Source organism: Micromonospora sp. WMMD975 (genome assembly GCF_029581215.1).
Lineage (GTDB): Bacteria > Actinomycetota > Actinomycetes > Mycobacteriales > Micromonosporaceae > Micromonospora.
Genome location: NZ_CP120739.1, coordinates 4,234,185 through 4,251,850, shown reverse-complemented (window position 1 = coordinate 4,251,850; position 17,666 = coordinate 4,234,185). Strand labels below are relative to the sequence as shown.

The following is a 17,666-nucleotide window of genomic DNA, read 5'->3' as shown; positions in this document are numbered from 1 at the left end:
GGCCACACGCTCGTCCCCCCGGCCGCCGGATCGTCGGTCCGGCAGGGCAGGATGTACGCCGAGGGGGTGGCGGTCATGGCGGGGCGGATCCGGGACGAGGACATCGCGCTGGTCCGCGAGCGCACCGCCATCGCGGACGTCATCTCCGAGGTGGTGACGCTCAGGTCGGCCGGTGGCGGCAACCTCAAGGGGCTCTGCCCGTTCCACGACGAGAAGAGCCCGTCGTTCAACGTCTCGCCCGCCCGCAACGTGTTCTACTGCTTCGGCTGCGGGGTCGGCGGCGACGCGATCAAGTTCCTGATGGACGCCGAGCACCTCGGGTTCGTCGAGTCGGTCGAGAGCCTCGCCGCCCGGGCCGGCATCCAACTGCGCTACGTCGAGGACGACAGGTCCACGCCGCGTGCCCGCCCGCAGCAGGGGCAGCGGCAGCGCCTGGTGGCCGCGCACGCCGCCGCCGTCGAGTTCTACGCTGCCCAGCTCGGCGCCGCCGGCGCCCGGCCGGCCCGGGAGTTCCTCGCCAACCGCGGCTTCGACCGGGCCGCCGCCGAGCGCTACGGCTGCGGGTTCGCCCCCGACGGGTGGGACCTGCTCACCAAGCACCTGCGCCAGCGGGGCTTCACCCACGACGAGCTGGTCACCGCCGGCCTGTCCCGTCCGGCCCGGTCGGGCTCACTGATCGACCGGTTCCGGCGCCGCCTGATGTGGCCGATCCGGGACATCACCGGCGACGTGATCGGCTTCGGCGCTCGCAAGCTGTTCGACGACGACGACGGCCCGAAATACCTCAACACCCCCGAGACGCCGATCTACAAGAAGTCCCACGTCCTCTACGGCATCGACCAGGCCAAGCGGGAGATCGCCAAGCAGGGCAAGGTGGTGGTGGTGGAGGGCTACACCGACGTGATGGCCTGCCACCTCGCCGACGTCCCGACCGCGGTGGCGACCTGCGGCACCGCGTTCGGCTCGGACCACATCTCGGTGCTGCGCCGGGTGCTCTTCGACAGCGACGAACGGGCCGGCGAGATCATCTTCACGTTCGACGGGGACGCCGCCGGCCAGAAGGCCGCGCTGCGCGCCTTCGAGGACGACCAGCGCTTCGTCGGGCGCACCTTCATCGCGGTCAGCCCGGACAACATGGACCCGTGCGACCTGCGGCTGGCAAAGGGCGACCTGGCCGTCCGCGACCTGGTGGCCCGCCGCGAGCCGCTCGTGGACTTCGCCCTCCGGCACGTGATCACCCGGTTCGACCTCGACACCGTCGACGGCCGGGTCGAGGCGATGCGCCGGGCCGCGCCGCTGGTCGCGAAGATCAAGGACCTGGAGAAACGCCCGGAGTACGTCCGCAAGCTCGCCGGCGACCTCGGCATGGAGATCGAGCCGGTGCAGCGCGCCGTGCTCACCGCCGCGCACGGTGAGCCGGCCGGTGGCCGTCCCGCGCCGTCCCGCCCGGGGCCCGCCACACCGGCCGTGGACAGCCCGCGGTCGATGGTGGAGCGGGAGGCGCTGAAGCTGGCGCTCCAGGAGCCGGTGCTGGCCGGCCCGATGTTCGACGCCGTCGAGGTCACCGACTACCAGCACCCGGTGCACGCCGCGGTTCGCGCCGCCGTCGCCGAGGCCGGCGGGGCGGCCGGCGCCACCGGCGGCGCGGTCTGGATCGAGCGGGTCCGCGACGCCTGCGCCGACCTGGCCGCGCAGGCCCTGGTGGGCGAGCTGGCGGTGGAGCCGCTGCGCATCGACGGCGAGGTCGACCCGAGGTACGTCTCGGTCACCATGGCCCGGCTCCAGTGGAGTTCGGTCACCGGCCGGATCCGGGACCTCAAGTCGAAGATCCAGCGGATCAACCCGGTGAGCAACAAGGACGAATACTTCGCCCTCTTCGGCGAGCTGCTCTCGCTGGAGCAGCACGCGCGGGCGCTACGCGAGCAGGCCGCGGGAGGACTGTGATGGGCCTCTTCCGCCGCCGCCCGAAACTGCCGCCAGCCGACCGGCCGCCGCTCGCCGCCGACGAACGGGTGCTCGCCTGGGCCGCCGCCGGCAACGGCGAGGGCGACGGCGTGCTGGTCGCCACCAACCGCGGGCTGTGGCTGCCCGGTCGCGGTGAGCGCCTCGGATGGCACGACATCCTCAAGGCGATCTGGTCCGGCCGCGAGCTGACCGTCACCCCGGCCGAGCCGGCCGGCGAGCGGGACGGCTACCTCGTGGTCGCCGACGCCCCGGCCGAGTCATACCTGCTGCTCGACCCGGGCGACCTGCCGCACCAGGTGCGGGCCCGGGTGACCGGCTCGGTGGCGTACACCGCGCACCACCCGGTGCCCGGCGGCGCCGGCCGGATCGCCGCCCGGCGGGTGTCCGGGGTCGACGGTCTGACCTGGACGGTCCGCTACGACCCGGGCACGCCGGCCGACGACGAGGTGGTGGCCGCCGAGACGGGCCGCCTGGTCGCCGAGGCCCGCGCCGCCACCACGCCGGCCGACGTCTGAGCGCGACCGCGGAGTGTCAGCGCCGTTGGCTGGCATTCTGCCGATAGGTGGTGGGGCGGCCCTTGCCGCCGTCCTGGTGTACGAGGCCATGACTGCGCAGGCCCCGGAGCGCCTTACGGATGTTGGGGCCGGTCAGGTTGAGCGTGGCTTCGAGCTCAGCGACAGTCTTCGGTCCGGGTGCGAGCGCGTCGTAGATTCGCAGCTCGGTGGCGTTGAGAGACGGGCTTGTTGGCGTGCCTGCGGGGCTGCGGAGCAGCACGGTGAACCTGATGTTGGTGTCGATGTACTGCGCCGGTGGCAGGCCATGGTCCGACAGTTCGTGCGCGATGGTGGGGATGCCGCTGGCGAGGGCCTCGATGACTCGGCCACCGGTGGCGGCTGAACGGACGTGTTGACAGATGGCCACGAGGAGCCCGTTACGAGCAGAGGTGACGGCGTCATGGCCGAGGCGGTCGACGGTGATGCCGTACAGACCACCAGGATTGGTGATGACCAGACGGTCGCGGCGCAGCCGCACCTCGATGGCGAAGGCTTGCGACCAGTGGTCGAGATCGCGGTGGATAAGGGCGTTGGCGATGATTTCGCGAAACGCGACCAAGGGGTACGTGGGGCGGTCGGCGACGCGACCATCGGGGTTGGCGACGATGACCGTGTCGAATGTGCGGCGGGCCCAGTCCAACGCGGAATCAAGCATGCGGGGAATGGGCCCCGTGATAGTGATCTGGTTACGCGCTCGCGCCGTGGGCGGATCGTGAGGTAGAGCCTCGGCGGCTGCCTGAATGACGTAACGGGGAAAGAACTGCTGTGGATGGACGCCGAGGGCCAGCACGCCGGCCGTAGTGGGCTGTCCTCCACTCACGATGACACCGGCCCGGCGGAGCAACTCGGCATCGTCGGTGAAACGGCCCAGCCCTGTGGCATCCCGCTCGCGTACCGTCGACAGGTACGAGGCGACCAGGTCCGGATCGAGATCGTCGAAGGTGGCACCGTCGACGGGGCGGCGGTCGAACAGCGGTGGCCGCCGCGCCGCAAGGAATCCCTGCGTCTCCAGGTCGGACAGCGGAAAATCGCCGTCATAGCTGCGAAGGTAGGCGGTGCCGGTGGCAGTGACCCGGCATGGCTTTGTTGATGGGTCGCATTCGTGAACCCGAGCCACGACCACCGGTTGCCCGTCGACGATGCCGTCATCGATGGAGAGGCGCACGGGTGGGGTGTACGCCCGGGCTTTCGTGGCGAGCCCCTGCTTGAGGACTTGCGGATCGGCCAGCGTGACCGGGCGGAAGCCGGTGCGTTCATCCAGGCCAAGGATGATCGTTCCCCCGCCAGGGAGATTTGCCAGGGCGCTCAACGAGGCGGTGAGCGAGGTGGGAAGTCCCCCTGCGGCGGCCTTGACCTCGACGTCGGTCGTGTCTCCGCCGGACGCGCGGAGTGTCCGTATCAGCTCGTCCAAGCCGTCGACCATGACGTCAAACGTAACCGGCGGCGAGTTACATTTCAAGCTTACGGGTTACATTTCGCGAACACCCGGCGTAGCTCCGGCTGGGCCAGCGGTAAGGAGACGATCGGTCCCTGCCAGTCTCAACGTATATCGCACCCCGGGTCTTGCGGCAAGACCCGGGTGGTGTCGCAGACTCTCCGTTCGACGCCGTGACCTGGCGAAACCGAACGGGGGAGTCCATGATCGACGTGATCATCGTGGGTGGCGGGCCGACCGGCCTGATGCTGGCCGCCGAGCTGCGGCTGCACGACGTGGGCGTGGTCGTGCTGGAGCGGGAGCCGGAGCCGAACGTCGTGGTCCGCTCGCTGGGCATGCACGTGCGCAGCATCGAAGTGCTGGCACAGCGTGGCCTGCTGGAGCGGTTCCTCGCGGCCGGGAAGACGTTCCAACTCGGCGGCTACTTCGCCGGCATCGCCAAGGCGTGGCCGACACGGATGGACACCGCGCACAGCTACATCCTCGGCATCCCGCAGCCCGTCACCGAGCGGCTGCTGGCCGCGCACGCCACCGAGGCCGGCGCCGAGATCCGGCGGGGGAGCGACCTCGTCGGGCTGAGCCAGGACGAGGGCGGGGTGACCGCCGAGCTGGCCGACGGCACCCGGTTGCGTTCCCGCTATCTCGTCGGCTGCGACGGCGGTCGCAGCACGGTGCGCAAGCTGCTGGGCGTCGGCTTTCCGGGTGAGCCCACCCGACACGAGACGCTGCTGGGCGTGATGGAGCTGACCGCGCCGCGGGACGAGGTGGTCGCCGTGATGACGGAGGTACGCAGGACGCAGTTGCGGTTCGGCGCCGGGCCGGTCGGGGACGGGGAGGGGCTGTACCGCGTGGTCGTGCCCGCCGCCGGCGTGGCGGAGGACCGCACCGCTCCGCCGAGCTTCGAGGAGTTCCGGCAGCAGTTGCGGGCGACCGCCGGCACCGACTTCGGGGTGCACTCGCCACGCTGGCTGTCCCGCTTCGGTGACGCCACCCGCCTCGCCGACCGCTACCGGGTCGGCCGGGTGCTGTTGGCCGGCGACGCGGCGCACGTCCACCCGCCACTTGGCGGACAGGGGCTCAACCTCGGTCTCCAGGATGCGTTCAACCTGGGCTGGAAGCTGGCCGCGGAGGTCGGCGGGTGGGCGCCGGCGGGACTGCTGGACACGTACGAGTCCGAGCGGCGGCCGGTGGCCGCGGACGTGCTCGACAACACCCGGGCGCAGACGGAGCTGATGTCCCTGGACCCGGGCCCGCAAGCGGTGCGGCGGCTGCTGACGGAGCTGATGGACGTCGAGGAGGTCAACCGCCACCTGATCGAGAAGATCACCGCGATCTCGGTCCGGTACGACCTCGGCGAGGGCCACGAACTGCTCGGCCGCCGGCTGCGCGACGTGCGACTGAAGCGGGGCAGCCTGTACGAGCTGATGCACGCCGGCCGTGGACTGCTGCTGGACCAGACGGGCCGGCTCTCGGTGGCCGACTGGGCGGATCGGGTCGACCACGTCGTCGACGTCAGCGAGGAGCTGGACGTGCCCGCCGTGCTGCTACGGCCGGACGGGCACGTGGCCTGGGTCGGTGACGACCAGCGGGAGCTGCTCGACCGGCTGCCGCAGTGGTTCGGGGCCGCGGACGGCTGATCCGCCGCTCAGACCTCCGCCGCCAGCACGTTGGGCAGGTCTCCGAAGCGGGCCTTCGCGTCTCGGCTCAGGATGACTCGTCCGGTCTCGGCCGCGTGGGCGGCGATGATCAGGTCGTGGGCGCCGCGTGGTGCCCCGGCGCGGCGTACGTGCGCGATGAGTCGGGCGTGGTGGGCGGCGGTCGCCTCGGTGTAGTCGAGGACGTCGACCGCGCTGACGATCGCCGCCAGGGCTCGCGCCCGGTCGGCCGCGCGAGCGACGGTGTCGGCCAGTTCGATGCCGACCCGGTATTCGGCGACGGTGACGGCGGCGATCGCCAGCTCGTCCTCGTCGAGCGAGGCGCGGTCGAGTGTGCCGCGTTCGTAGGCGATGAGGACGTTTGTGTCGAGGATCAGGCGTCGGCCCACGGATCCGTCCGTTCGCTCGTGACGTAGCCGAGGGCGTCGGCGATATCCCGTTCGAAGTGATCATCGGGTGACGGGACGTCGGTCAGTGCGGCTCGAAGGTCGCGACCGGTGCGACGATGCGCTGGATGGATCTCCGCGATCGGGCGGTTCCCGCGCGTGACGACGACGCTCTCGCCGCGCTCGATCGCGTCGAGGAGATCGGAGAATCTCCGCGAGGCTTCGGTGGCCGAGATGGTACGCATGACCGGAGTATATCTGATAATCAGACCACTCGACCGCCGCCGCGGCTCACGACGCCGTCGCGACGCGCACCGGCACCTGCATCTCGGTCACCCACCTGTCGAACTCGTCCGGCGGGCAGTCCAGGTAGACCTCGCGGGCGAAACCCGGTTCGACCGCCCGGTGACCGTGGTCGTCGATCCAGTTGGCGATCTTCTGCCCGGTCCGGAACGCCTCCGACATCGGGCCGTGGTGCAGCGCTGTCGCCGCGTACCCGATGGGGGGAAGCGTGACCACCTCGAAGCCGGCGGCCGGAGGCTCGTCGGCCGTGCCGATCGGGAACGCCGCGTGCACCCGGATCGTCTCGTCGCCGGGCTCGGACGGCGCCGGCTCGTACCAGGCGATCGGCGCGCCGGTGATGGCGATCCCGTGCCGCTCCAGCGACTCCATCAGCCGGGGATAGAGCGGCGTGAGGTTCTCGGTGATCGACGTCGGGTGGTCGTAGCCGGCGGCGGTGCCGGACAGTTGCGCCACCCGGATCGCCGGGATGTTCTTCAGGACGACGTCTCCGGTGTCCATGTGCCCCTCGCTCTCGATCATGCGGAGTCGCGCGTCGACCTGGGCCAGGCGGGCGGTGTCCTGCCGCATCCGCGCGGCCAGTTCGGCCCGGCGCAGGCGCAGCATGCCGCGCAGCTCGGCGGGATCCACCTCCTCGTCGATGAGCGTCTGCACCTGCTGGAGGCTGAAGCCCAGATCCTTCAGGGCGGTCACCCGGTTGAGCAGGCGCAGTTGCACGGCGGTGTAGAAGCGGTAGCCGCTGTGCGGGTCGACGTGGGCGGGACGCAACAGGCCGATGGCGTCGTAGTGGCGCAGCATGCGCACCGACACCCGGCCCAGGCCGGCGAACTCTCCGATACTGAACATGGTCCGCTCAGCATCGGCCCTGACATCGTGTGAGGGTCAAGCGCGTCAGCGGTTGCCGCCGCTGCGGTAGAACCGCCGCGCGCCCGGGTGCAGCGGGATCGGATCGGTCAGCGCCGCGCTCGACCGGGTGAAGTTCGCCGCCTCCGGGTGCACCTGGGCCAGCTCGCTCTGCCAGGTGAAGAGCACCCGGGTCAGGTCGTACGCGAGCTGGTCCGGCATGTCCGCGGCCACCAGGATCACGTTCGCCACCGTGATGGTCGGTGTCGGCTCCGGCGTGCCGTAGACCTCCTTGGGCAGGATCGCGGTGGTGTAGACCGGGCCGAAGCGGGCGCCCAGCGGCTCGATCAGGTCGCTCAGCGGCAGCAGCCGGAACCTCCCGGGCGTGGCGGAGAGCAGGTCCTTGACGCCCGGGGTGGGTAGCCCGCCGGAGAAGAACATGGCGTCCAGAGCGTTGGCCCGCATCCGCTTGACGGTCTCCGGCAGCGACAGGTTGACCCGCTGGATGTCCCGGTCGGGGTCGATGCCGGCGGCGGTGAGCAGGCGCCCGGCGACGATGTCGGTGCCGGACTTCGGCGAGCCGGTGGAGATCCGCTTGCCGCGCAGGTCGGCGAAGCTGCCGATCTTGCCGTCGGCGCGGACGATCACGTGGGTGTAGTTGCTGTAGACCCGGGCCAGCGCCCGCACCGGCTGCGGCTGCTTGTCGAAGACGCCCCGCCCGCTGACCGCGTCGGCGGCGGTGTCGGCCAGGCTGAACGCGATCTCCATGTCGCCGCTCGCCAGCCGGGTGATGTTCTCCACCGACGCGCCGGTCGGCTCCGCCCGCGCCTCGTAGCCCGGCAGGTGCCGGCTGATCAGGTCGGCGTACCCGCCGCCGAGCTGGTAGTAGACGCCTGTGGTGTTGCCGGTGGCCAGGAAGATCCGCCCGCCGTGCCACGCCGGAGCGGCGGTGTCCCCGCCGCCGCAGCCGGCCACCAGCACGGCCGCCAGCAGCGCGGCCACCAATCCCAGCGGGCGGCGGGTCACTGCCGGACCGCCGGTTCCAACGCCTCCGCCACCCGCTGCACGAGCGTCGCCGTCTCGTAGCCGATCTGGCCCAGGTCGCACCCGGGCGCGGCGAGCACGCCGAGCAACGCCCGCTCGCCGACCGCCATCACCAGCATCACCCCGCCGTCCATGTCCACGATCTGCTGGCGTACCCGCCCGGCCGACATCAGCCGGGCCGCGCCCACGGTCAGGCTGGCCAGGCCGCTGATCACGGCGGCGAGCTGGTCGACCTGGTCGGCGGAGAGGTCCGGGGAGGAGGCCAGGCGCAGCCCGTCCTCGGAGACCGCGAGCGCGTGCGAGACGTCCGGCACCTGCTCGGCGAAGTTCGCCAGCAGCCAGTCGAGTCCGGCGGTAACGGGTGTGGTCATGGCGTTCTCCCGGTGGGTGTGGTGGTGGTGTTCGAGGTACGGCGGGTCGCGCTGGCCACCCCCGCGGCGAGCGCGGACAGCCGGGCGCGTACGACCTCGGGGTCGAGCAGGTCCGCCGCCGGCGGCGGCGTGGTGGCGCTGGGCATCGGCGCGGGCAGGCTCCCGCCCCGGGTCCGGCGGGGCAGGCCCGCGCCGGTGGTCGGCACCGGCGCGGGCGGGGCGCTCACCGGCCGGAGCCGCGCCTCGACCGGCACCGGCAGGGCGGCGCCCGGTGGGCGTACCGCGGCGACGCCGCGCGCGCCGGGCGATCGGGCGGCCGGCGGCGCGGCGGTGACCAGGTCGCCGACTGCGGCGGCCGGCACCGCCGTGCTCCCCGGCTTGAACCAGGGCGCGGTGGGCCCGTGCGGGGCCCGGCGGTCGGCGGCCGGCCGTCGGGTCACCGCCTCGACCCGGGTCAGCGCCGACTCGGGCACCTCCACCTGCGCCACCGTTCCGCTGTCGACGTGGTGCAACTGCACCCGGATGCCGTGCCGGGCGGCCAGGTGGGCCACCACGTGCAGGCCCATGCTCCCGGCGGCGGCGCTGGACAGCGTGGCCGGCGCGGCGAGCCGTTCGTTGATCTCGGCCAACCGGCTGTCGCTGATGCCGATGCCCTGGTCGTGGACGCGCAGCACCAGCCCGTCCACGGTCCGCCGCCCGTCGACGAGCACCCGGGACGCCGGCGGCGAGTAGACCGTGGCGTTCTCCAGCAGCTCGGCCAGCAGGTGCACCAGGTTGCCGGCCGCCGCGCCGTGCACCGCGGCGGCCGGCACGTCGATCTCCACCCGCGGGTAGTCCTCGATCTCGGACGCCGCCGCCCGCACCACGTCGTCCAGGAGCAACGCGCCCTCGTGCCCCCGGCCGGGCTCGCCGCCGGCGAGGACCAGCAGGTTCTCGCCGTTGCGGCGCAACCGGGCGGCCAGGTGGTCGAGCGCGAAGAGCCGGGCCAGCGCGTCCGGGTCGGTCTCCTCGCGTTCGAAGTCGTCGAGCAGCCGGAGCTGCCGGGTGATCAGCGTACGGATCCGGCGGGCCAGCGCCTCGGCCATCCGGGTGACGTCCAGCCGCAGCTCGGCCTGCTGACCGGCGAGCCGCAGCGCGGCCCGGTTGACGGTGTCGAACGCCTCGGCGACCTGCGCCACCTCGTCCCGCCCGCGGCGGATCCCGTCGGTCATCCGGGTGGCCGGACCGTCCTCGGGCGCGCCCTCGCCCGCCGCGATCGAGGTGATCCGTTCCGGCAGCTCCCGGTTCGCCATGGTGAGCGCCGCGACCCGCAGCCGGCGCAGCCGGCGGCTGGTGCGTACCGCCAGCAGCACGGCGGTGACGAGCGAGCCGAGCGCGACGGCGCTCGTCGCGGCGGCGGTCAGCAGCGCGCGCAGCCGGGCGTCGCCGGCCAGCTCGGCGGCGTCCCGGTCCAGGTCGTCGGAGAGTTCCCGGCCGAGCAGGTTGTACCGGCGGATGGCGCCGCTCTGCGCCACGTACCAGGCGTCGCCGTCGGTCCGCAGCGTCTCCGGCGTACCGTCGGTGTCCAGCACCGCGTCGCGCATCCGTCGGGCCGCCGTCACGTCCGTGCCGTCGACCACCCGGTACCAGGCGGCGTTCGACGGTCTGGAGGCGATCCGGAGGAATTCGGCCTGCCGCTGCTCCCGGGCGCCCCGCAGCCGGCCCAGCCGGGCCAGCTCGCCCCGCTCCAACGCGCCGCGGACGAACACCGTGCGCAGCAGGTCGCGTTCCAGCGCGGCGAGGTGCTCCTGGGCGGCCACCGAGGCGACCTCGCGTGCCTCGTTGGCCAGGCCGGCGTCGCGGAGCTGGCTGGGCAGCGCGTCCGCGACCGCGAGCAGCGACTCCACCAGGGACCCGTACGCCGGGTCGCCGCGTTCCCCGGTCACCGCCAGCGCGCGGGCCGGGTCGAGCTGGTCGAGGTGGCCGTCGGCGTTGTCGAGCACCCGGGCCAGGTCCGGGGCGGCCCGCCGGGCGTCGCCGCCGGCCGAGCGGTACCTGTCGACCGCGGCGTCCACCCGGCGTCGCTGGGCTTCGACGAGGGGCCGCCCGGCGTTGCCGCCGCGCTGGCGCAGCGCGGCCGTCTCGGCCAGCTCGCGTTCCAGCTCGTGCACCAGCCGGACGGTCGCGGTCGCGGTGCCGGCCAGCACGCGCGCCCGGTCGGCATCCGCGGAGGCGTCAAGCGCGGCGCCGGCCTGCGCCGCGCCGAGCACCACCAGACCGGCCGTGGCCACCAGGATCGGCGCGAGCAGTTGGACGCGCACCGACCGGAAACGCCCGGCACGGTCCGCGGAACGGTGGTGCCGGCGTACGCGGGTGGGGTGGGGCTGCGGCACGGGGGTCTCCGGTCGGGTGTGGGTCGGCCGGGCCCGGACGGGGAGGTCCGGGCCCGGCCGGTCGGGTCAGCTCGCGCCGAGGTCGGTGAGCGCCCGCTCCGCGCCCCGGTGCAGCGGCACCGGGTCCGTCTTGCGGGCGTTGCCCAGCTCGATGCCCTTGGCGGCCGGGTTCGCCTGGGCCAGCGCGTCCCTGCGGTCGAAGACCGTCCGGGTGATCGCGCAGGCGACGTCCGCGTCGAGGTTGTCCCGCACCAGCAGCACGTTCGGCACCACGATGGTGGGCACGTCGGCCGGCGTCCGGTAGATGTCCTTGCCGATGGTGCCGGCCTGGTACGCCGGGTTCAGCTCGGCCATCTTCGGCAGCAGCGGGCTGAGGTCGAGGAACGTCATCTTGTCGCCGGCGGTGGTGAACAGGTCGGTGACCCCGCCGGTCGGCACGCCGCCGGACCAGAAGAACCCGTCGATGCTGCCGTCCTTCATGCCGTCGACGGTCTTGGTGAGGTCGAGCCGCTGCGCCTGGACGTCCTTGGCCGGGTCCAACCCGGCGGCGGTGAGCAGCCGGTTGGCGATGACCTCGGTGCCGGACTTGGGCGAGCCGGTGGAGATCTTCCGGCCCTTCATGCCGGCGACCGAGGTGATCCCCGAGTCGGCCCGCACGACCACCTGCGTGTAGTTGTCGTAGATCCGGGCCAGCGCCCTGACCGGCTGCGGCGCGTCGAAGCTCTCCTTGCCCTGCACCGCGTTGACCGCGGTGTCGAACAGCGAGAACGCCACGTCGTACTGGCCGGCGACGAGTTGCTCGACGTTCTGCACCGAGGCGCCGGTCTCGGCGGCCGTCCCGGTGAGCTTGCCGTCGGTCGTCTTGGTGAGTTCACCGGCGAGCGCGTTGCCGACCACGTAGTAGACACCGGTGGCGTTGCCGGTGGCGATGCCGACCCGGGTGTCCTTGGTGACCTTGCAGGTGACGTCGCGGGCGGCGTCGTCGGTCGCCGCGTTGTCCTGCCGGCCTCCGCACCCGCCGGCGGCGACCAGGGCCAGCGCCCCGACGCCCGCGGCTATTCGCCTGTCGATCCGTTTCACGTGCTCTCCTCCCCAGGGGATTCCTCTGTCGACGGGCGGGCGGCGCCACGTCGGGCGTACACGCCCGCGACGGCCGACGCGGCGAGCACCGCGCCGATCGCCATGGGCAGCGGTTCCAGCCAGAGCAGCACCAGCCCGGCGACCGCGCCGAGGAGCCGCTCCGGCGGGCCGGCCGGGCCGACGCCGGGTAGCCACCCGCCGGCCGCCACGGCCAGCACGGCGACACCGAGCGCGGAGACCAGGCCGGCCAGCGCGATCCGTCCGGCCCCGCCGATGCCGAGCAGCCCGAGGCCGGTCGGCGTGATCACGAAGGCGAGCGGGATGAGGTACGCCGGCAGCGCGTACCGCAGGGTCTGCCACATGGTCGGCACCAGCCGGCCGCCGGTGATCGCGGCGGCGGCGACCGCGGCCAGCGCGGTCGGCGGCGAGACCTCGGACAGCACCGCGAAGTAGAAGACGAACATGGCCGCGGCGGGGGCGGCGACGCCCAGGTGCAGCAGCGCCGGGCCGATGATGACCCAGCCGATCACGAAGGACGCGGTGACCGGCACGGCGAGGCCGAGCAGGCTGAGCGCGACTGCGGCGAGCACGGCGGTCAGCGCCAGCACCACCGCCGGTTCGGAGCTGATCGCCTGCGCGCCGCCGATCAGCAGCGCCGCCGCCTGCGGGCCGAGGCCGGTCTTGGTGGTGGTGGCGGTGATGATGCCGGCCGCCGCGCAGACCGCGCTCACCGCGAGCACCCCGCGTACGCCGTCGCGCAGCGCCGCCACCAGCCGGGCCGGGGTGAGCCGGTGCCGCCGGTCCAGGAAGGACAGCGCGGCGGCCAGCCCGGTGGCGATCACCACCGCCCGCATCGCGGAGGCGCCGAGCGCCAGCACCACGATGATCACGAGGAGCGAGAGGAAGTGGTAGCCGAAGCGGGCCAGCAGCCGCCACGCCGAGCCGGTGTCGAGGACCACCGGGCGTACGTCCGAGCGCCGGGCGTCGATCTCCACGGAGAGCAGGATGCCCAGGTAGTAGAGGACGGTCGGCACGGTGGCCCAGCCGAGCACCTGGAGGTAGGACACGCCCAGGTACTCGGCGATGATGAAGGCCGCCGCGCCGAGCGTGGGCGGGGAGAGGATCGCGCCGACCCCGGCGGCGGCGAGCATGCCGCCGGCCCGTTCGGGCGGGTAGCCGGCGCGGCGCAGGATCGGCCAGGTGACCGCCCCGATGCTGACCGTGGTGGCGGCGCCGGAACCGGAGACGGTGCCGAGCAGGAAGCCGGAGGCGACCGCGGTCCGACCGGCGGCGGTGCGGGAGCGGCGGAACGCGGCGGCGGAGAGTTCCACGAAGAACCGGCCGGCGCCGGAGAGGTCGAGCACCGCGCCGTAGATGGTGAACAGCACGATGTAGGAGGCGGCCACGTCGAGCGGGGTGCCGTAGAAGCCGGTGTCGGAGTTGTAGAACGCGTCGACGAGCTGCCCGAAGTCCAGGCCGGCGTGCGCCACCGGCCACGACTGCGGGAGCAGCCCGCCGTAGTAGCCGTAGCCGAGGAACAGCACGCACACGGCGGGGAGGATCCATCCGGTGGTGCGGCGGCACGCCTCCAGCAGCAGGAGCAGCAGGCCGGTGCCGAACGCCACGTCCAGCGGGTTCAGCAGGCCCTGCCGGTCGAGGAAGGCGTCGTAGCCGCCGCCGGCCGCGCCGAGCGCGACCGGCAGCACCGGGTAGAGGCAGACCCCGAACGCGGCGGCGGCCAGCAGCCAGTCGACAGCCGTCGGCCGCGTCGTGTGCCGGGCCCGGGCGGGGTACGCGAGGAAAACCATCGGCAGTACGCCGGCGAGAAAGATGATGAGGTAGTACTTGCTGCCCTGCGCCAGCGGAAAGAACACCTGCCGGAGGGTCAGCAGCGCGACCGCGACGGTGACGCCGGTGAAGAGCATCCCGACCGGTCCGGAGAGCACCCGGCCCGGTTTCTCCTCCTCGAAACGCGCGGCCAGTTCGCGGGTGTCGGGGTGCGCCGGGTCCCGCGTGTGGTGGTGGCTCGCGCCCGGTCCGTCGTCCGCCCACGCGGGGTCGGTGACGTCCCCCTCGTCCGGCGGGAGCGGCACCTCGGCGGCGTCCACTTCGGACCCACCCGACTCGCCGGCGGACGGCCGGGGTGGCGGGGGAGTGGCGTCGGAGGGGCGAACGGGTGGCACGAGGGGGGACGATACGCGAATGGCGGACACGTTGGGAACATTGCCGATCGTGATTGCATTGAGTGACGGATCGCGGCTCCGATCACTCACCGCACATTCATTCTGAATCCCTTTCGCAATTGTCTGGCGCCAGGTGGGAGCGCTGTTCGGCAGTCGCGTCGCTATGGTGAGTCAGGCCCGCTTCTAACGATGAAATGAACTGGTCACTCACCGTAGGCGTGATGACCGAGCGTGTCTGCTTCCGCGGTGCAAGACGGACCTGTTTCCGGTCGGATTTCGGACAGGGCGGGGCGGGCGGCGGGTTCTGGTCAGATCTCGGTCGGGCGGGGTGTGCGGGCCCATGCGACGAAGCGCTGTGCCAGGTCCTGGGGCGCGGTGCCGTCACGCACGGTGGCGAGGTCGGTCGTCGCCTCGCACAGGAGCGTGCCGAGGTACACCAGTAGCGCGATCCGATCCTCGCGGTACTCACCGAGCAGGGCGAGCCGGGCGGGCGAGCACGGCCACGCCGCACCGCAGATCCGGCAGCGCCAGGACGGGCGCGCCGCGACGTGTGGGCGGTGACGCGGCATCAGCGTGTCCCCTCCCCGTCGGGTGCGCTCGGCGCGTGCGGGGCCTGCGGGGCGTGCGGTGCCGCGCGCCGGCGGCGCCAGAACCTGATGCGCATGGTGAGCCTCCCGTCGTGACTGGAATGGGGGCGTCGGCGGACCTCGTCGTGCGCCGACGCCCCCGGCCTGGTTCCGCCCGCCGTCCGATCCCGTGAGCGGTTCCGCTGCGTGACAGTCTGGTGACGGTGCGACTACGGTGGGGGATCCGGCACGGTGACGACAAGCGCGTCCGGCGGCCGGCTCCCGGGTGTGTCGAGGATGTACGGAGGCGGTCCGTGGAACTGTCGTCCATGCTGGAGCACTTCGCCGAGGAGCTGCGGCTCGCCCGCGCAGCCAACGGCATGTCCCAGACGTCGTTGGCCGAGGCGTTGACCTACTCCGGCGCGCTGGTGGCCAAGGTGGAGACCTGCGAGCGCCGCCCGAGCCTGGATTTCGCGCGCCGCTGCGACACGGTGCTCGGCACGGATGGGCGCTTCGAGCGGATCCAGCGGCGGATCGGCCGGGAGAGCGTGGTGCCGTGGTTCCGCGACTGGCCCGGCATCGAGGCGGAGGCGAGCGCGCTGCGCTGGTTCGAGCCGCTCTGCGTGCCGGGCCTGCTCCAGACCGAGGGCTACGCCCGCGCGTTGCTCTCCGGCAGCGGCCTGTTCGCGCCGGAGGAAGTGGAGCAGCAGGTGACGACGCGGCTGGATCGTCAGGCGTTGCTGACCCGGGAGCGGCCACCGCTGCTCACCTTCGTCGTCGACGAGCACGTGCTGCGCCGGAGCGTCGGCGGGCCGGAGGTGATGCGCGAGCAGGTGCGCCACCTGGTGAAGGTCGGCACGACGCTGCCCCGGGTGCGCATCCACGTCGTGCCGCTCACGGCCGGGGGCTACCCTGGCGTCAACGGCCCGTTCGTGATCGCCACCCCACCGCACGGCGAGGACGTCGTCTACCAGGAGGGCCAGCTCCACGCCCAGGTGATCGACCGCGCCGACCACGTGCGGCGGATGGTCGAGGTGTGGGAGTCGGTCCGCGGTGAGGCACTATCGCACCAGCAGTCCCTCGAATTCCTGACGGAGGTGGCGGAGACATGGACCTGAGCAACGCCCGGTGGCGCACGAGCAGCCGCAGCAACGGCCAGGGCGGAGCCTGCGTGGAGGTGGCGGACGGACTGCCGGGCGTGGTCGCGGTGCGCGACTCGAAGGACCCGGCCGGTCCGATCCTGGCCTTCGGCCCCGACGCCTGGCGCGCGTTCGTCGACCGGATCCCCGCCCGCTGACCGACGCCGGCCCGTCTCCCGCTGACCGGCTCGTCTCCCGCTGACCGGCTCCGGCTCGGCGGGGCGGCGGTGGTCCCGACACCTCCCCCGGCGTCCGGATCGGGTCGTGCGAGCCCGGGCCCGCCCCGGGTGGCGGTGAACGGGTGCGCTGGCCTTCCTCGGTCGTTCACCCGGTTACCACGCCCCACCCCCGCGACCATTCCGCCGTCAGAGTGCCACCCACCCCGGCACATGGCGACCGGATTCCGCACGCCGTCAACACACCCAGGCCCACGCCTGGAACGCCATGGACGCCTCAGCGCGCCCGAGACGGCCACAGCGTTCCACCCGCGCTCCGTTGAGGCGACGACTGGAACGCTATGGACGCCTCAGCGCGCCCGAGACGGCCATAGCGTTCCACCCGCGCTCCGCCTGAGGGGTATCAGGGGGTCGGAGACAGCCAAGGGGCGACAAAGGTGGCGTGGCCCTCCTGAGAAACGCCTGGTTATCCGTCCCCACCTCGGGGCAAGTCGTGGGTGACGACACGACGACGAGGGAGGTGCGATGGCAGGCGACGAGTCTCCCGCCCGCGACGGGCGCGACCGCACCGGGCCGGCGGGGCCGGACGACCGCACCGGGAGGGTGGGACCGGACGACCGCACCCGGCCGGTGGGGCCGGACGACGGGCCGGACAGCCCGACCGACCTGTCGGGCACGGGTTGGGTGGCGACGCTCAAGCGGACCGCCCGGGAGTTCCAGGACGACAGCCTGACCGACTGGGCCGCCGCGCTCACCTACTACGGCGTGCTCTCCATCTTCCCGGGCCTGCTGGTGTTGATCTCCCTGCTCGGCCTGCTCGGTGACCGGGCCACGAACGGGGTGCGGGACACGGTCGGCCAGGCGGTGCCGGAGGAGAACATCCGGAAGATCATCGAGAGCGCGATCGACCAGGCCGGGCAGTCCGGCGGGCTGGCGAGCGTCGCGGCGGTGATCGGTCTGGTCGGCGCGTTCTGGTCGGCGTCCGGCTACGTCGCCGCCTTCATGCGCGCCTCGAACAGAATCTACGACGTGCCGGAGGGCCGGCCGATCTGGAAGACGCTGCCGATCCGGCTCGGCGTGACCGCGGTGATCGGCGTGATGTTGCTGATCAGCGCCGTGATCGTGGTGTTCACCGGTGGGCTGGCCGAGCAGGCGGGCAGCGCGATCGGGCTCGGCTCGACCGCGGTCACGGTGTGGAACATCGCCAAGTGGCCGGTGCTGCTGCTCCTGGTCAGCCTGATGTTCGCGATCCTCTACTGGGCCTCGCCGAACGCCAAGCACGGCGGTTTCCGCTGGGTCAGCCCCGGCGGCGTGCTCGCCGTGGTGCTCTGGCTGCTGGTGTCCGGTCTGTTCGCGTTCTACGTCAGCAACTTCGGCTCCTACAACAAGACGTACGGCGCGGTCGCCGGCGTGATCATCTTCCTGGTGTGGCTCTGGCTGAGCAACGTCGCGATTCTGCTCGGCGCGGAGTTCGACGCCGAGTTGGAGCGCAGCCGCGCCATCGCCGCCGGGCTCCCCGAGGACAAGGAGCCCTACGTCGAGCTGCGCGACGACCGCAAGCTGCGCAAAAAGCGCAACACCCCCACCGCGCGCTGAC

The 17,666-nt window shown here is 72.7% G+C and carries 16 protein-coding genes; 6 read left to right on the top strand and 10 right to left on the bottom strand.

Annotated features, from left to right (window positions below):
• The first annotated feature begins 51 nt into the window (after nt 1–51).
• Together dnaG and O7613_RS18475 are read left to right on the top strand one after the other, a co-directional pair.
• A complete protein-coding gene (dnaG, locus tag O7613_RS18480) occupies nt 52–1,944 on the top strand; it encodes a DNA primase (protein WP_281590140.1) in 1,893 nt (630 codons plus the stop codon).
• Nucleotides 1,944–2,480 carry a hypothetical protein gene (locus O7613_RS18475; protein WP_282289433.1) on the top strand — a complete coding sequence of 179 codons (537 nt, stop codon included), beginning with the start codon at nt 1,944–1,946 and terminating at the stop codon, nt 2,478–2,480. Before dnaG ends, O7613_RS18475 begins: the two co-directional genes overlap by 1 nt.
• A gap of 16 nt (nt 2,481–2,496) precedes the next feature.
• On the opposite strand, the gene O7613_RS18470 is transcribed toward O7613_RS18475, so the two are convergent.
• Entirely contained in the window at nt 2,497–3,942 is a 1,446-nt protein-coding gene (locus tag O7613_RS18470) for an ATP-binding protein (RefSeq protein ID WP_282289432.1), read from the bottom strand.
• Between the two features lie 215 nt (nt 3,943–4,157).
• On the opposite strand from O7613_RS18470, the gene rox reads away from it, so the two are divergent.
• Nucleotides 4,158–5,591, top strand: coding sequence for a rifampin monooxygenase (gene rox, locus O7613_RS18465; protein WP_282289431.1), 1,434 nt, complete (start codon nt 4,158–4,160; stop codon nt 5,589–5,591).
• Between the two features lie 8 nt (nt 5,592–5,599).
• Here rox and O7613_RS18460 read toward each other — a convergent pair whose 3' ends face one another.
• The 9 genes from O7613_RS18460 to O7613_RS18420 all read right to left on the bottom strand — a co-directional run bounded on the left by O7613_RS18460 (nt 5,600) and on the right by O7613_RS18420 (nt 14,757).
• Nucleotides 5,600–5,998, bottom strand: coding sequence for a PIN domain-containing protein (locus tag O7613_RS18460; RefSeq protein WP_281587171.1), 399 nt, complete (start codon nt 5,996–5,998; stop codon nt 5,600–5,602).
• On the bottom strand, nt 5,983–6,240 hold the full coding sequence (locus O7613_RS18455; protein ID WP_281587172.1) for a type II toxin-antitoxin system prevent-host-death family antitoxin: 258 nt from the start codon (nt 6,238–6,240) through the stop codon (nt 5,983–5,985). The genes O7613_RS18460 and O7613_RS18455 overlap by 16 nt, the downstream gene beginning before the upstream one ends.
• 46 nt (nt 6,241–6,286) lie before the next feature.
• Entirely contained in the window at nt 6,287–7,141 is an 855-nt protein-coding gene (locus tag O7613_RS18450) for a MerR family transcriptional regulator (protein ID WP_281587173.1), read from the bottom strand.
• Between the two features lie 45 nt (nt 7,142–7,186).
• A complete protein-coding gene (locus O7613_RS18445; protein WP_282289430.1) occupies nt 7,187–8,164 on the bottom strand; it encodes a TAXI family TRAP transporter solute-binding subunit in 978 nt (325 codons plus the stop codon).
• Nucleotides 8,161–8,553, bottom strand: coding sequence for a roadblock/LC7 domain-containing protein (locus O7613_RS18440; protein ID WP_091071202.1), 393 nt, complete (start codon nt 8,551–8,553; stop codon nt 8,161–8,163). Before O7613_RS18440 ends, O7613_RS18445 begins: the two co-directional genes overlap by 4 nt.
• Nucleotides 8,550–10,925: a nitrate- and nitrite sensing domain-containing protein gene (locus tag O7613_RS18435; RefSeq protein WP_282289429.1), complete on the bottom strand. Its 2,376-nt coding sequence runs from the start codon at nt 10,923–10,925 to the stop codon at nt 8,550–8,552. The genes O7613_RS18440 and O7613_RS18435 overlap by 4 nt, the downstream gene beginning before the upstream one ends.
• Nucleotides 10,926–10,991: 66 nt before the next feature.
• Entirely contained in the window at nt 10,992–12,005 is a 1,014-nt protein-coding gene (locus tag O7613_RS18430; RefSeq protein WP_281587176.1) for a TAXI family TRAP transporter solute-binding subunit, read from the bottom strand.
• Nucleotides 12,002–14,113 carry a TRAP transporter fused permease subunit gene (locus tag O7613_RS18425; protein WP_282289428.1) on the bottom strand — a complete coding sequence of 704 codons (2,112 nt, stop codon included), beginning with the start codon at nt 14,111–14,113 and terminating at the stop codon, nt 12,002–12,004. Before O7613_RS18425 ends, O7613_RS18430 begins: the two co-directional genes overlap by 4 nt.
• A 383-nt stretch (nt 14,114–14,496) precedes the next feature.
• Entirely contained in the window at nt 14,497–14,757 is a 261-nt protein-coding gene (locus O7613_RS18420; protein WP_281587178.1) for a flavin reductase, read from the bottom strand.
• A 311-nt stretch (nt 14,758–15,068) separates the two neighbouring features.
• Here O7613_RS18420 and O7613_RS18415 point away from each other — a divergent pair, with 311 nt between their 5' ends.
• The 3 genes from O7613_RS18415 to O7613_RS18405 all read left to right on the top strand — a co-directional run bounded on the left by O7613_RS18415 (nt 15,069) and on the right by O7613_RS18405 (nt 17,665).
• Nucleotides 15,069–15,872 (top strand): helix-turn-helix transcriptional regulator, encoded by an 804-nt coding sequence (locus tag O7613_RS18415; RefSeq protein ID WP_282289427.1) that lies wholly within the window; start codon nt 15,069–15,071, stop codon nt 15,870–15,872.
• Nucleotides 15,863–16,051 carry a DUF397 domain-containing protein gene (locus tag O7613_RS18410; RefSeq protein ID WP_282289426.1) on the top strand — a complete coding sequence of 63 codons (189 nt, stop codon included), beginning with the start codon at nt 15,863–15,865 and terminating at the stop codon, nt 16,049–16,051. The genes O7613_RS18415 and O7613_RS18410 overlap by 10 nt, the downstream gene beginning before the upstream one ends.
• A 543-nt stretch (nt 16,052–16,594) precedes the next feature.
• Entirely contained in the window at nt 16,595–17,665 is a 1,071-nt protein-coding gene (locus O7613_RS18405; protein WP_282289425.1) for a YihY/virulence factor BrkB family protein, read from the top strand.
• Nucleotide 17,666 lies beyond the last annotated feature (1 nt).

Bases quoted from the DNA above. Each gene is read 5' to 3' on its own strand.
- dnaG (WP_281590140.1), top strand. From the start codon at position 52: ATGTACGCCGAGGGGGTGGCGGTCATGGCGGGGCGGATCCGGGACGAG.
- O7613_RS18475 (WP_282289433.1), top strand. From the start codon at position 1,944: ATGGGCCTCTTCCGCCGCCGCCCGAAACTGCCGCCAGCCGACCGGCCG.
- O7613_RS18470 (WP_282289432.1), bottom strand. From the start codon at position 3,942: ATGGTCGACGGCTTGGACGAGCTGATACGGACACTCCGCGCGTCCGGC.
- rox (WP_282289431.1), top strand. From the start codon at position 4,158: ATGATCGACGTGATCATCGTGGGTGGCGGGCCGACCGGCCTGATGCTG.
- O7613_RS18455 (WP_281587172.1), bottom strand. From the start codon at position 6,240: ATGCGTACCATCTCGGCCACCGAAGCCTCGCGGAGATTCTCCGATCTC.
- O7613_RS18450 (WP_281587173.1), bottom strand. From the start codon at position 7,141: ATGTTCAGTATCGGAGAGTTCGCCGGCCTGGGCCGGGTGTCGGTGCGC.
- O7613_RS18440 (WP_091071202.1), bottom strand. From the start codon at position 8,553: ATGACCACACCCGTTACCGCCGGACTCGACTGGCTGCTGGCGAACTTC.
- O7613_RS18420 (WP_281587178.1), bottom strand. From the start codon at position 14,757: ATGCCGCGTCACCGCCCACACGTCGCGGCGCGCCCGTCCTGGCGCTGC.
- O7613_RS18410 (WP_282289426.1), top strand. From the start codon at position 15,863: ATGGACCTGAGCAACGCCCGGTGGCGCACGAGCAGCCGCAGCAACGGC.
- O7613_RS18405 (WP_282289425.1), top strand. From the start codon at position 16,595: ATGGCAGGCGACGAGTCTCCCGCCCGCGACGGGCGCGACCGCACCGGG.